At 71.8% G+C, this 14962-nt stretch carries 6 protein-coding genes; 5 read left to right on the top strand and 1 reads right to left on the bottom strand.

Features of this window, described 5'->3' with window-relative positions; translation table 11 throughout:
* The 5 genes from FQY79_RS09125 to FQY79_RS09105 form a co-directional block, all read left to right on the top strand.
* Window positions 1-9331: Ig-like domain-containing protein (locus FQY79_RS09125; RefSeq protein ID WP_186759895.1), on the top strand; the 9331-nt coding region annotated here is incomplete at its 5' end.
* 2 nt (window positions 9332-9333) lie between these two features.
* Window positions 9334-10719, top strand: a complete 1386-nt coding sequence (locus FQY79_RS09120; protein ID WP_222434271.1) for a TolC family outer membrane protein — start codon at window positions 9334-9336, stop codon at window positions 10717-10719.
* On the top strand, window positions 10716-12908 hold the full coding sequence (locus FQY79_RS09115) for a type I secretion system permease/ATPase (RefSeq protein WP_146312618.1): 2193 nt from the start codon (window positions 10716-10718) through the stop codon (window positions 12906-12908). The genes FQY79_RS09120 and FQY79_RS09115 overlap by 4 nt, the downstream gene beginning before the upstream one ends.
* Complete coding sequence (locus FQY79_RS09110; protein ID WP_146312617.1) at window positions 12905-14083, top strand: beta-barrel domain-containing protein; 1179 nt, start codon at window positions 12905-12907, stop codon at window positions 14081-14083. Before FQY79_RS09115 ends, FQY79_RS09110 begins: the two co-directional genes overlap by 4 nt.
* 25 nt (window positions 14084-14108) lie before the next feature.
* Window positions 14109-14543: an outer membrane protein assembly factor BamE gene (locus tag FQY79_RS09105; RefSeq protein ID WP_146312616.1), complete on the top strand. Its 435-nt coding sequence runs from the start codon at window positions 14109-14111 to the stop codon at window positions 14541-14543.
* A 162-nt stretch (window positions 14544-14705) separates the two neighbouring features.
* Here the strand turns inward: FQY79_RS09105 and FQY79_RS09100 are convergent, their stop codons facing one another.
* Window positions 14706-14912, bottom strand: a complete 207-nt coding sequence (locus FQY79_RS09100; RefSeq protein WP_146312615.1) for a YdcH family protein — start codon at window positions 14910-14912, stop codon at window positions 14706-14708.
* Window positions 14913-14962: the final 50 nt, after the last annotated feature.

Below are 14962 nucleotides of genomic sequence, written 5' to 3'. Positions count from 1 at the left end.
CGCCTACACCTACACCCCGGATCCGGACTACAACGGCCCCGACCAGTTCACCGTCACCATCGACGACGGCAACGGCGGCACCACCACCAGCGTGGTCACCATCGACGTGACCCCGGTGAACGATCCGGTCACCGCCAACGACGACGCCTACACCACCAACGAGGACACCACCGTCGCCCTCGACCTGCTGGGCAACGACGCCGCGCCCGACGGCGGCCTGGCGATCAGCAGCATCAACGGGGTGCCGGTGTCGGGCGGTGCGCAGAGCATCGCCGTGGCCAACGGCACCGTGGAAATCGCCGCCGACGGCAGCATGCGCTTCGCGCCCGATGCCGACTACCACGGCACGGTCAGCTTCCCCTACACCGTGCGCGACGCCGACGGCGACGTCGACACCGCCACCGTCACGATCACCGTCGATCCGGTCAACGACCCCCCGGCAGCGCTCACGCCCGCTGCACCGCTGGACCAGACCAGCCAGGACGCCGACGCCGGCGTCAACATCACGCTCGACCTGCCGAACCTGTTCGCAGACATCGACGGCGACACGCTGACGCACAGCATCGCCGGCCTGCCCCCGGGCCTGGTCTTCGACCCGGCCAGCGGCACGATCACCGGCACCATCGACCCCTCCGCGAGCCAGGGCGGCCCGGACGGTGACGGCGTCTACGAAGTCACGCTGATCGCGACCGACCCCGACGGCGCGACCGCGACGCAGACCTTCACCTGGACGGTGACCAACCCGGCCCCGGTGGCCAACGACGACGCGGCGACGACCGACGAGGACACGCCGGTCAGCGGCAACGTACTGACCGGCGGCGGCACGGGCGACGTGGCCGACACCGACCCGGACGGCGACCCGCTCGCAGTAACGCAGTTCACCGTGGACGGCACCACCTACCCGGTAACCGCCACCACGCCGGGCAGCGCGACGATCGCCGGCGTGGGCACGCTGGTGATGGACAGCGACGGCAGCTACACCTTCACCCCGGTCGCCGACTGGAACGGCACGGTACCGACCGTCACCTACACCGTCAGCGACGGCGAAGGCGGCAGCGACACGGCGGACCTGGTCATCACGGTCGACCCCGTGGCCGACATCGCCAGCGACACCGCCGCCACGGGCGAGGACCAGCCGGTGGTGATCGACGTGCTGGACAACGACGACTTCGAAGGCAGCCCCGTCATCACCGCGATCGACGGCACGCCCGTCGGCGTCGGCGACACCGTGGCAGTGGCCAACGGCAGCGTGACGCTCGGTGCCGACGGCAGGCTGACGTTCACCCCGGATCCCGGCTACAGCGGCCCCGCAGGCTTCGACTACACCGTGACCTCCGGCGGCGTCGACGAGACCGCCAGCGTCAGCGTGCAGGTGCTTCCCGCCAGCCTGACCAGCGGCAGCGTGGACGAGTCCGGCCTGGCCGGCGGCACCACGCCGGGCGCCGGCCACGCCATCGCCGGCGGCAGCCTGAACATTCCGGCCGGCTGGACGGCCGTCGCCGACTCCGGCAGCACCGCCAACGGCACCTGGGTGGTGCGCGCGGACGGCACCTACGATTTCACGCTGACCAGCCGCACCGACGACGTCGACGGCGTCGACGAAAGCAACAGCTTCACCTACGCCATCACCGACGGCACCCACACCGTCACCCAGACCGTGGTCATCACCATCGCCGACGACGCGCCCGAGGCTGCCGACGACGGCGGCAGCGTCACCGAAGGCGCGACGCTGTCGGTGGATGCCGCGGCCGGCGTGCTGTCCAACGACGCTGCCGGTGCGGATGGCTGGGCCTCCGGCGGCGGCGTGGTGGGCGTGGCCGCGGGCACGCCGGGCAGCGCACCCGACTCCGGCGTGGGCACCGCCATCACCGGCACCTACGGCACGCTGACCCTGTTCGCCGACGGCAGCTACACCTACGTGTCCACGGCGAACGCGATCACCGCCGATGCCCAGGACGTGTTCACCTATACGGTGCGCGACGCCGACGGCGACGAGACCACCGCGACGCTGACCATCGACGTGGCGGACGTGACCGGTACGCCGACCGACACCACCACCAGCGTGGACGAGGCCGGCCTCGCCACGGGCAGCGACGCGGCCAGCGGGCGCGAGACCGCGACCGGAAGCCTGGACCTGCAGTCCGGCTGGACGGTGCAGGCGGACCAGAGCGGCACGACCGCGCTCGGCACCTGGAGCGTCGCGACCGACGGCACCTACACCTATACGCTGAACAGCGCGACCACCGACGTCGGCGGCGTCGACGAGACCGACAGCTTCAGCTACACCGCGGTGGACGCCAACGGCAACACGGTGACCAACACCGTGACCATCACCATCGTCGACGACGTGCCGCAGATCGAAGCCACCGCGGCCACGCCCGGCCAGGTCGTGGTGGACGAGACCACGCTGGGGGTCGCCTCGGCCCTGGTCGACTTCTCGGGCCTGTTCGACGCGCCGGTGTACGGCGCCGACGGCGCGGCGTCCACCGACGCGCTGGTCTACACCCTGGAAGCCGGCGCCACGCCGACCGGGCTGACGGACGTGGCGACCGGCAGCGCGATCGCGCTGTCGTTCGATGCGGCCACCGGCAACCTCGAGGGACGTTCGACCGTCGGCAACCACCACGTGTTCACCATCAGCGTGGACGCCGACGGCCAGGTGCAGCTGGTCCAGCACCGCGCCGTGTCCCACGCCGACACCGGCAATCCGGACGATTCCGTGTCGCTTCCGGCCGGCTCGGTGGTGCTGCGCGCCACCGTCACCGACGGCGATGGCGACAGCGCCAGCGCGACCGCAGACATCGGCGGCAGCTTCGTGTTCCACGACGACGGTCCCGCGGTGACGGCGGTCGCGGACACCGCCGTCTACGAATCCGGCCTGCCCAGCGGCAGCCAGGCGGGCACGACCGCCATCACGACCGGCAACGTGCCCCTGAACGTGGACTTCGGCGCCGACGGCGCCGGCACCGTGGTCTTCACGGCTGCCAGCATCGCGGGCCTGCCGAGCCTGACCTCGGGCGGTACGAGCCTCGGGTACGCCTTCGCCGACGGCGATCGCACCCTCGTGGCCCATCTGGTAGGGACCGATCCGGACGTGGCGGCCAACCGCGTCTTCACCGTCACCCTGGCCGTGGATCCCGCGGCAGGCACCGCCAGCTACCAGTTCACCCTGCTCAGGCCGCTGGACCATGCGACAGGCGACGACACGCTGGAGCTGGGCTTCACCGGCCTGCAGGTCACCGACCGCGACGGCGACACGACCCCCCAGGGCTTCACCGTGGTCGTGCACGACGACAACGACGTGTCGGGCAGCAGCAGGACCATCGAGGTCGTGGAGGACGGCTCCACGACATTCAACACCAGCGCCGACGCGACGGCCGCCAACACGGTGATCACTGTGCAGGGCGGTGCGACCCTGGAAAGCGTGACCAACGGCGATGGCAGCGTCACCTACACGTATCCGGCCGACCACGCCGGCCCCCGGGACTTCCACGGCGCGGTCACCGTCAACGCCGACGGCAGCATCACCTACACGCCCGCCGAGCACTACAGCAACGATGGCGGCGGCGACAGCTTCAGCTACACCACCACGGTCGGCAGCGACGTGCGGACCATCGACGTCACGGTCGACGTCACCCCCGTCGCCGATGCGCCCACGCTGGCGGCCGACGCCTCCATCACCATCAACGAGGATGGCCAGGGCGCGCTGGGCCTGACCATCCCGGTCGTCACCGACGGCACCGACCAGAACGCCGGCGCAGGCGGCGACCACCCCGAGCGGCTGGGTGCGATCGTGCTGACGCCCGGCGGCGCCGGCGCCGCCGGGGCGGCCCTGCTCGCCACCATCGGCGGCACCGAAACGGAGCTGGCGCGCGCGGCGGACGGGACGCTGACCATCGTGATCGTCGACAGCAGCGGCGACACCGCGCCCAGTGCCCTGCACGTGACCGGCGATGCCGGCCTGGTGCCGGCACCGGGCACGCCCGGCGTCCATTACCTGACCCAGGCCGAGTACGAGTCGATCCAGGCGCGCCCGGCGGCCGAAAGCCATGAGAACTTCACGGTCACGGTCGAGGTCGCCAGCTACGAGGTCGACAGCGCCGGCGCCAGGCTGCCCGGCATCGACGGTGCCGAGGCCACGCAGACGGTCACCGTCAACGTGCAGGCGGTCACCGACCCGGCCGATCTGAGGATCGGTGGCGGCGACGGTCCGTACACCGCACCGGCGGTGGACGAGGACAGCACCATCGACCTGGCCAGCTACCTGTCCGTGGTGCTGGGCCAAGGAACAGGCGACGGCAACCCGGGCTTCGACCTCGACGGAAGCCAGAACCACTGGTTCACGCTCACCGGCCTTCCGGTCGGCGCGGTCGTCAACGGCGTCGAGATCACCTCGACCGCGCAGTCCGTGACGGTGGAGGCGCCGGACCTGGCCACCAGCGCCACCGGCCTGCCGGCCATCAACATGGTCCTGCCGCCGCACTTTTCCGGCGACATCGACGGCATCCAGATCACGCTGCACGTCCAGGACATGGACAGCGATGGTCCAGCGGATGGCGCAGCGCTCAGCGATACCGTGACGCTCAACCTGCGCGTCGATCCGGTGGCCAACGACGTCCAGGTCCAGGACCCGCCCGCGGCGCCCGAAGACACCGCCATCGCCTTCCTGTCCGGGATCGGCCTGACCGATACCAGCGGCGATCCGGGCGATGGAGGACAGGAAATCATCACCGGGGTGCAGTTCACCCTTCCGGCCGGCTTTGCGGCCACCGCGGACGGGATGACCTGGTCGGGGCCGAATGGCGACTGGACGGTCACGATCCCGGCCGGCTTGGCCATCTCGGCAGCCGGCACCACGATCACCATCACCGGCGATCCGGCGGGCAGCGGCATCCAGGGCCTGCTGTCGTCCATCACGATCACGCCGCCTGCGCACAGCAGCGCCGACCTGGTGCTCGGGAACCTGGTGGTCGACACCCGCGATACCGCGACGGTCGGCGGCGTCGAGGTGGTGAGCGACGGGACGAGCGCACCGCGCGAGCTGACCATCACCGTGACTCCGGTGGCCGAGGTCATCGGCGGCGACAGCGACGGCAACGGCCAGCCCGACCTGTCCATGACCCCCGGCTTCACCTATACGACCGCGATCGGGCTGGAAGACCAGTGGTTCGCGCTCAATGCCGACGGCTTCGACCTTGCGGCCGGCTGGAACAACGAGGACACCGCATCCGGTGGCCGCGAGAGCACCTACGCCCTGCTGACCCCGATGCTGGACGGCCCGATGCCGCCGGGCGAGAGCATGGCCGGCGCCGCCTTCCGCTACACCGACGGCAACGGCGACGTGCAGACGCTGGTCTCCAACGGGGCTGCGGTCCGCATCCCCGTCGAGTTCCTCTCGAGCGTGGAATTCCTGCCGCCGGAGAACGTTTCCGGCACCTTCCGGATCCAGGTCCAGGCCCTGACCGAAGACTTCGACGATGACGGCGGCACCGATCCGGTCACGGCCACCTCGGGCCCGGTGTACCTGGAGGGCATCGTCATCGACGCCGTCGCCGACGACGTCACCCTGCGCGTCAACAGCGTGCTGGGCGACGAGGACACGCTGATCCCGCTGAACATCGTGGCGACCAGCATGGATCCGTCCGAGACGGTCACCGTCACGATCGACGATATTCCGGTCGGCGCCACGATCCACTACGGCAGCGGCGCGACGTTCACGGCGACCGCGGGCAATACCAGCCTGACGATCGCGGACTACAACGGTGCCAACGCGGGCACGGTCGCGATCGAGCCGCCGGAGCACTGGAGCGGCAACATGCCGCTGTCCGTGAGCGCGCACTCGGTCGATGGCGCAAGCGACGGAACGCAGGTGACCCGGAACATCAACGTCCAGGTCATCGGCGTGGCCGATGAGGTCGACATCGTCCAGATCCTCCAGGGCGGCGAGCTTCCCGCCTACTCCGAGGCGGATCTCGACAGCGGCGGCCGGATCGACCTGACGGACCTGGTCCAGGTTCCGGTCCCGGTCGACGGCGACGGGTCCGAGGTGGTCTCGCTGCTGCTGACCGGCCTGCCGCCGGGCTTCACGCTCGCCGGCGCCTCGCCGCTCAACAGCGGCGCGACCGGCGAGGCGCGCGAATGGTCGCTGTCGCTGAGCCAGCTGGCCAATGCGCAGATCCGCGCGCCGGCCAACTTCAGCGGCGAAGTGACCTTCCAGGTGGCGGGCATCACCACCGAACAGGCGGGCGGCAGCACGCTGACCATGCCGCCGGTGGACATCGGCTTCCGGGTCACGCCGTCGGCGGACGGCATCGCCAACGACGGCAACGCCAGCCTGCTGGAGGACGTGCGTGCTCCGCTGGGCCTGGTCATCAGCCACCAGAACGACGATACCGACGAACGCCTGGGCGACGTCTGGATCCGGGCCGACCAGGTCGGCGGCGATCCGGGCGACCCCTACACCCTGTACCTCGGCGGGACGCCGCTGGCCGGCATGCCGACGGTCGATATCGAAGGCGTGGCGTACGTGCGCATCGCAGCGGGCGACGTCGACGCGCTGGAGGTGCAGGGCGGCGCGCATCTGGACGGCGAACTGGGCACGTTCGAATTCCTGTACGAGGTGATCGACGACCACTACGGCAGCCAGCCCTCGGGCGACCCCGACGTGGTGCGCAAGCCGGGGACCTTCACCATCACCGCGCAGGCGGTGACGGACGACGTCACTCTGGGCATCGGCGGTTTCCTGGTCGATGGCACGCCGGTGACCGGCACCACCGACCTGACCGTGTCGGACGTGGGTTCCACCATCAGCGTCAACCTGGCCGTGGCCTCGGACGACACCGATGGCAGCGAGCACGTGGTGCGCATCATCATCGAGGACGTGCCCGAGGGCGTCACCGTGGTCGGCGGCGAGCAGACCGGCGCCGGCACGTGGCTGCTTGTGCGCGAAGAGCCGCTGGGTGCCGGCGGCGGCGTTGCGCCCGTGCAGTTCTTCGTCTCCGGCGAGGCCGGTGAGCTGGACGCGCACCAGATCACCATGGTCGTGCAGGTCAAGGACCGCGGCGACCAGGTGCCGTACGCGCTGGCCGATGCCGACCGCAAGGAAGAGCGGACCACGTGGACGCTGACGACGGTGTTCGGCGGCGAACCCGCGCCGGAGCCGGCCGAGATCGTGACTTGGGCGTTCACGCCGACCGGGGTGGACGAGGACGGCAGCCTGCAGCTGTCGGACGCGATCGACGCCGTGGTGAACGTGCGCGATGCGGGCGCGAACAACACCTTCACCGTCAGCCTGACCGACGTGCCGCCGGGCACCACGGTCACCGGCATGGTGCTGACCAGTGTCAACGGCACGCCCACCTGGACCGCGACCCTGGTGGTGCCGCCGGGCGGGGATGCCCAGCTGGCGCTGGACGCGTTCCTCGCCAGCATCGTGCTGACGCCGCCTGCGGACAGCAACGAGAACAACGCACCGGGCGACTTCAGTTTCAATGCCCTGCTGCGTGCCTCGGCCGGCGGCCGGAGCGAGTCCGACGCCATTCCCAGCGACATCCTGGTCGTCCCGGTGCGGCCGGTCAGCGACCCGGCCACGATCACCATCGTGGCCGACGACCTGGCCGAAGACCCGACGGCCGGCACCAGCATCCCGGTCACCATCACCGTGAGCAACCCGGCCGACGACGGGTTCTGGGACATCGTCGACGGCATGCTGTACGTTCAGGTCGATGCCGCGGGCGACAACGCCGGCGGCACCCTGGCGCTGTCCGACGGCACGGTGCTGGCCCTGATCGACTCCGGCCCGCATGCGGGCCACTACGCGGTGCCGGTGGTCGCCGACACGCCGGTGGAACTGGAGTACACGCCGCCGGCCGGCACCCATCCGGGCGACGTCACCTTCAGGGCGTACGTCGACAGCGTCGAGCAGAACGCCCCCGACGCCACCCCGGTGCGCGGCAGCGCGGACGGCACCGCCACGGTGGAGATCGTCAACAACGGCGTGACCGTGACCCTGGACGGAGCCCTGCCCGGCGCGACGCTGGCCAGCGGCACCGAACCGGCCGGCAGCTCCGCGGCCGATGGCGTGGAGCTGCCGGCGATCGACACCCGCCTGGTGGACGACGACGGCAGCGAATCGGTCACCGGAGTCATGCTGGCCGGGGTCCCCAGCGGCTTCCTGGTGTTCGTCGACGGCGTCCTGGCCACGAACGCCAGCGCCGGTACGTGGGTGCTGGCCAACGGACCGATCACGCCGGCCAATACGGTCACCGTGCTGCCGCCGCCGCACTGGAGCGGCACGGTGGCGGACCTGCGGCTGGTGGTGGAGGCCGGCGAGACGGTGCTGGACAACGGTCTGTTCGAGGTGCCGCTGGGCACCCTGACCGTGACCCCGGAAGCCAACGGCCTGACCATTGCACCGACCCATTCGTTCGGCGCCCAGGGCGGCATCATCCCGCTCAACCTCAACGCCGCCATGACCGATCCTGCCGCGGCCGCGGCCGGCGTGGCCGATGCCAGCACCGAAACCACCACGGTGCGCCTGACCGGCATGGGCGAGGGGGCCCGGTTCTACATCGGGGGCGTCGCCGTCGAGGGGGTCGGCTACAGCGCCGATGCCGGCGGGACCTACACCATCACCGGGCTCACCCAGGCGCAGTTGGGCCAGCTGGGCTTCCGCCAGATCAACGCGGAGCTGAGCGACCAGGACGCCGGCACGGCGGGCATCCAGATCGGCGTGCAGGCCTGGACGGTGGAAAGCGCGGATCCGGACAATCCCTCCGATCCGGTCAGCGCCACGATCACGCTCAACCTGCAGGCCCAGCGCACGACCGGCACCGCCGGCGACGACTGGTTCTTCTGGACCGGCGGCACGATCGATGGCGGCGGCGGCAACGACGTGGTGGCCCTGGCCGCCGGCCAGGACCTGACCGGCGCGGAACTGGCCCTGAGCCTGGACAGCATCGAGGAGCTGGACCTGACCGTGCCGGGCGCGAACAGCATCGAAGAACTGACCCCCGAGCAGGCGCGCCAGATCCTGGGCGTCGAGGGCACCCTGGTCATCACCGGCACCGCCGAGGACTCGGTGACGCTGGGCGACGGCTGGACCCTGGGCGGAACCACCGGCGACTACACCATCTTCAGCTCCGGCGAAGGGGCCACCCTGCACGTGTCCAGCGCCATGCTCGACGACGCTGCCGGCCTGGACGGTGGTGCGCTGCGGGCCGCGGGGATGGCGGGACCGGGTGGGTGGTCGCCGCTGGAGCTCGTGCCCCCGCCCACGCCGGCGCAGGCGCTGGACGAGCTGCTGCACCAGCAGCTGCAGGCGATCGGCTGAGCATGGTCGACCGCACGCGCCGGGGCGCCCTGCCGCGCCCGGTCATGCTCGCCGCCGCGCTCTGCGCGGCAGCCGCAGGCCCGGTGCCGCGGCCGGCCGCCGCGCAGCCGCCGCCCGCGCCGGCTGCCGTGACCGAGCTGCCCGGCCCCCGGGCCGGGCTGGACCTGCCGCGGGCGGTCGCCATCGCGGTGGCCTGGCATCCGGCCGTGCGCGATGCGGTGGCGCGGCTGTCCGAGGCCGGCGACTACATCGATGTCGCCCGCGCCGGCTATTTCCCGCAGATCGGCGCAGGCGTGACGTCCGAGCGCGGCAGCCGCAACGTGCCCGGCTACAACAGCCGCGCGGTGCACCGGTTCACCGTGTCGGTGTCGCAGATGCTCTACGACTTCGGCAAGGTGTCCAGCGCGGTGGACCGCGCACGCGCCGTCGAATCGGCCGCACAGGCGCGGGTACTGCTGGCGGTGGACGACATCGCCCGCGACAGCGCGCAGGCCTGGATCGAAGTGCGCCGCCACGAGGCGCTGCTGGCCATTGCCGGCGAACAGAAGCAGGGGGTGAGCGCGATCGCTGACCTGGTGCGCAAGCGTCGCAGCCTGGGCGCCAGCCCGCGCTCGGACGAGATGCAGGCGCAGGCGCGCGAGGAGGCCGCTGGCGCGTTCGAGCTCGAAGCCGGCGCCCAGCTCGAGCGCTGGCGCGCGCAGCTGCGCCACCTGACCGGGCTCGACGCCCTGCCGGCCCTGGTCGGCGAGGTGCCCGTGCCGGTGGCGCAGGCCTGCTTCGGCGGCGTGCCGGAGACGGAGCCGCCGTCGGTGCTGGTCGCCCGCGCCGATGCGCGCGCCGCCCGCGCCGACCTCGACAACGCGCGCGCCCGGACCCGGCCCACGCTGTCGCTCGACGGCAGCGTCGCCCGCGGCCTGGACGGCGATTCGCGCCTCGGCCAGGCGCACGATTCGACCGTGATGCTCAACGTGTCCGCGCCGCTGTACCAGGGCGGCGGCAACCAGGCCCGCCGCCGCGCCGCCGGGCACGCCCTGGGCGCGGCCGAGGCGGCGGTGGACAATGCGCGCCTGGCCGCCAGCCAGTCACTGCAGGATGCGCGCGCCCAGGCCGCCGGCAATGCGCGGCGCTCGGGCGTGCTCGACGAACGCGTCGACAGCCTCGCCCAGACCCGCACCCTGTACCGGCAGCAGTATCTCGACCTGGGCACGCGCTCGTTGCTGGACCTGCTCAACGCGGAGCAGGAATACCAGCAGGCGCGGATCGAGGCCGTCAACAACGCGCACGACCTGGCGCGACTGCAGGTCGAATGCCTGCACAGCAGCGGCCGCCTGCGCGAGGTGTTCGGCCTGGAAGGCAGCCAGGTCGCGGGCGTGGTGCTGGCGCCATGAACGCCACGTCCCCGGCGCAACCGGCACCCGCCCCGGCCCTGGACGCGTCCGGCTGGGTCGACGCGATCGTGCGCGTGGCCGCGCACTACCGCATCGACTGCTCGCGCGAAGGCATCCGCGTGTCGGCGCAGTGGAACGCGCGCGGCGCCGGCGCGCTGCCGCTGGAGCGCCTGGTCCCGCGCCTGGCGCGCCAGGCCGGCCTGGCCATGCGCTGGGTGGAGCCGGACCCGGCGCGGCTGACCTCCTGGCGCCTGCCGCTGGTGGTGCAGCTGCGCGACGGCCAGGTGGGCGTGGTCACCGCCGTCAGCAGCGAAGGACTGGTCGTGGGCCTGGGTGGCGACGGCGGCCTGGACACGGTGCTGCCGGCCGACGCGCTGGCCGGCTCGCTGCAGCGGATGGCGGTGCTGCGTCCGCTGCGCTCGGCCCCGGACGCGCGCGTGGACGACTACATCCGCCCGTTCGAGCGCGGCTGGCTGCGCCAGCTGGTGCTGGCCGACGTGCGGCCCTACGGCCACGTGATGCTGGCCTCGCTGGTGTCCAACACCATGGCCCTGGCCGGCATGCTGTTCTCGATGCAGGTCTACGACCGGGTGGTGCCGGCCCAGTCCATGCCCACGCTGTACGTGCTGTTCGGCGGCGTGCTGCTGGCCACCGTGTTCGCCTGGTCGATGCGCCAGGCGCGCATGCGCATCACCGATCTGGTCGGCAAGCGCGCCGACCTGCGCGTGTCCGACCGCGTGTTCGGCCACGCACTGCGGGTGCGCAACGCCGCGCGCCCGCGCGCGACCGGCACGTTCATCGCGCAGCTGCGCGAACTCGAGTCGGTGCGCGAGATGCTGACCTCGACCACCGTGGCGGCGGTGGCCGACCTGCCGTTCTTCCTGCTGTTCTGCGCGGTGTTCGCCTGGATCGCGCCGCCGCTGGCCTGGATCCCGCTGGCGGCGCTGGTGGCGATGGTGCTGCCCGGGCTGCTGGCGCAAAGGCGGCTGCGCGCCCTGGCGCAGGAGAACATGCGCGAGTCCGCGCTGCGCAGCGCGATGCTGGTCGAATCGGTGCAGGGCATCGAGGACATCAAGCAGCTGCAGGCCGAATCGCGTTTCCAGAACCACTGGAACCATTACAACGCGGTCACCGCCGACAGCGGCATGCGCCTGCGCGATCTCACCGGCACGCTCAACAACTGGGCGCAGACCGTGCAGGCCACGGTGTTCGCGCTGGTGGTGCTGCTCGGCGCGCCGATGGTGATGGACGGGCGCATGACCACCGGCGTGCTGGTGGCGGCCTCGATCCTGTCCTCGCGCATGCTCGCCCCGCTGGCCAGCGTCACCCAGATCCTCAGCCGCTGGCAGCAGGCGCGGGTGGCCAAGGAAGCCCTGGACCAGCTGCTGGCGCTGCCGGTCGACGACCCGGAGCACGGCAAGCGCATCCACCGGCCGCTGCTGCACGGCGCCTACGAGGTCGAGGGCGCGGTGTTCAGCCACGACGGGCAGACGCCCGCGCTGGCGGTGCCGTCGCTGAAGATCGCAGTGGGCGAGCGGATCGCGGTGATGGGCCGCAACGGCGCCGGCAAGTCGACCCTGCTGCGCGCGCTGGCGGGGATGATGGAGCCGGCGCGCGGCAGCGTGCTGCTCGACGGCGTCACCCTCGCCCACCTGGACCCGGCCGACGTGCGCCGCGACGTCGCCCTGCTGCCGCAGGAGGCGCGCCTGTTCCACGGCACCCTGCGCGAGAACCTGATGCTGGGCGCACCCGCCGCCACCGATGCCGAACTGGTCGAGGCGCTCAAGGCGGCGGCGGCCTGGGGCTTCGTGCAGCAGTTCAAGGCGGGGCTGGACCACGGCGTGCTGGAAGGCGGGCTGGGCCTGTCGGGCGGCCAGCGCCAGGGCCTGCTGCTGGCGCGGCTGCTGCTGCGCAATCCGCGCGTGCTGTTGCTGGACGAGCCCACCGCCTCGCTGGACGAGGCCAGCGAGCAGCAGGTGATGCGCAGCCTGGCGGCGATGCCGCCGGGGACCACGATGGTCATCGCCACCCATCGGCGCCCGCTGCTGCAGCTGGCCTCGCGCGTGCTGGTGGTCGAGGCCGGGCGCATCGTGGTCGACGGCCCGCGCGACGAGGTGATCGAGCGTCTGCAGCGCCAGGCCGGGCTGCCCGCCGCCATGTCGTCCCAGCCGGCGCAGGCGCCGGCATGAACCGCAGGCACGAGGACGTGTTCGATTTCGACGAGGTCCGCGCCAGTGGCTCCTCGCGGGTGGTGGTGCTGGCCGCGGCGTTCCTGGGCGTCTTCCTGGTCTGGGCCTGGTGGTTCGAGGTGGACGAAGTGTCCAGCGGCAGCGGCCAGGTGGTGCCGACCTCGCGCGAGCAGGTGATCCAGTCGCTGGAAGGCGGCATCGTCGCCCGGCTGGAGGTCGCCGAGGGCGACATCGTCGAGAAGGGCCAGCTGCTGGCCCAGCTCGACCCGACGCGCGGCGAATCCAGCGTCGAGGAAACCGCAGCCAAGTACCGCGCGGCGCTCGCCAGTTCGGTGCGGCTGCAGGCCGAGGTCGACGGCCGCGACGCGCTGGAGTTCCCGCAGGAGCTGCAGGCGTACCCGGACCTGGTCGCCACCGAGACCGCGCTGTTCCAGTCCCGCCGCCGCAGCCTGGCCGAATCGCTGGGCGGCCTGCAGCGCTCGCTGGAGCTGGTGCGGCGCGAGCTGGCGATCACCGGATCGCTGGTGGAAAGCGGCGCGGCCAGCCACGTCGAACTGCTGCGCCTGCAGCGACAGCGCTCCGAGCTCGAACTCAAGATCGCCGAAGTGCGCGCCGAGTACATGGTGCGCAGCCGCGAGGAGCTGGCCAAGGCGAATGCCGACGTCGAATCGCTGTCCTCGGTGGTACGCGGTCGCGCCGACTCGCTCACGCGTCTGACCCTGCGCTCGCCGGTGCGCGGCGTGGTCAAGGACATCGAGGTCACCACCATCGGCGGCGTGGTCCCGCCCAACGGCGCACTGATGACGATCGTGCCGCTGGACGACCAGCTGCTGGTGGAGGCACGCATCTCGCCGCGCGACATCGCCTTCATCCACCCCGGCCAGGACGCCCTGGTCAAGATCACCGCCTACGACTACGCGATCTACGGCGGGCTGCCCGGCAAGGTCGTCACCATCTCGCCCGACACCATGCGCGACGAGGTCAATCCCGAGATCGTGTACTACCGGGTGTTCGTGCGCACCGCGTCGGACGTCCTGACCAACAAGGCCGGCGCCCGGTTCCCGATCGTGCCGGGCATGGTCACCACCACCGACATCCGCACCGGCAGCAAGACGATCTGGCAGTACCTGGTCAAACCCATGAACCGCGCCGGCGAAGCGTTGCGCGAACGCTGACCGGCTCCCGAGAACGAGGTAGACAATGCACAAGACACTCCTGACCACCCTCGCCGCGGCCTGCCTGCTGGCGGCCCTGCCGGCCAGCGCCGGCGACTCGCGTGGTGCCAACCCGCACGAGCTGGAGTTCACCGACATCGAGATGGACCTGCCCGACTACGACGAACCGTTCCGGCGCGACGGCCGGCTGGTGGCGCCCGAGCGGCTCGCCGGGATCGTGCCCGGTGCCAGCACCGCGCAGGTGCGCGAACTGATCGGCGAGCCGCTGCGCACCGGCCACGGCAGGCGCGGGCCGGAGTGGGACTACAACCTCAAGCTGGGCCTGGCCGACCACGACTACATCGTCTGCCAGTACAAGGTGGTGCTCGACGCTCGTGGCGAGACCGTGGTCGAAACCGCCTGGCGCCGCTACCAGTGCCGCGACGCGATGGCCGCCCACCAGGCGCACGCCGGCGGCTGACAGGCCACCCGATCGACCGCCCGACCGGGCGGCGGTCGCGCCTGCCGCGCCCGCCTTGCGTGGCCGGCAGGGCATCGGCCTCCCCGCTGCGGGCACGGATGGCCCGCGCCGCGTGCGCCAAGCCGTTGGGCGGCGGCTGCAAGGGCCCGCGCCGATCCTCCCCTACGCTGGCTCGTCCGGGATCAGCGCGTTCTCCAGCCACGCGATCTGGTCCTTGAGCTGGAGCTTGCGCTTCTTCAGCCGTTTGACCGTGAGCTCGTCGCTCGCGGTGTCGCTCTGCAGCTGCGCGATCGCGTCGTCGAGCTCGCGATGCTGTTGCCGCAGTTCGACCAGCCGGCGGTTGATCTCGGCGGGGTCGGTGCTGTGCATGCCGGCACCAGCTTACACGCCCGCGCGGCGCGGCGGCATGCCCCCCGGCG

The organism is Luteimonas wenzhouensis, assembly GCF_007859305.1.
Lineage (GTDB): Bacteria > Pseudomonadota > Gammaproteobacteria > Xanthomonadales > Xanthomonadaceae > Luteimonas > Luteimonas wenzhouensis.
Note: the sequence above shows the minus strand (reverse complement) of the source record. Positions and strands in the feature narration are given on the sequence as shown.

What these genes read in the sequence shown, in the direction of transcription:
- FQY79_RS09120 (WP_222434271.1), top strand. Translation starts at nt 9,334, where the DNA reads ATGGTCGACCGCACGCGCCGGGGCGCCCTGCCGCGCCCGGTCATGCTC.
- FQY79_RS09115 (WP_146312618.1), top strand. Translation starts at nt 10,716, where the DNA reads ATGAACGCCACGTCCCCGGCGCAACCGGCACCCGCCCCGGCCCTGGAC.
- FQY79_RS09110 (WP_146312617.1), top strand. Translation starts at nt 12,905, where the DNA reads ATGAACCGCAGGCACGAGGACGTGTTCGATTTCGACGAGGTCCGCGCC.
- FQY79_RS09105 (WP_146312616.1), top strand. Translation starts at nt 14,109, where the DNA reads ATGCACAAGACACTCCTGACCACCCTCGCCGCGGCCTGCCTGCTGGCG.
- FQY79_RS09100 (WP_146312615.1), bottom strand. Translation starts at nt 14,912, where the DNA reads ATGCACAGCACCGACCCCGCCGAGATCAACCGCCGGCTGGTCGAACTG.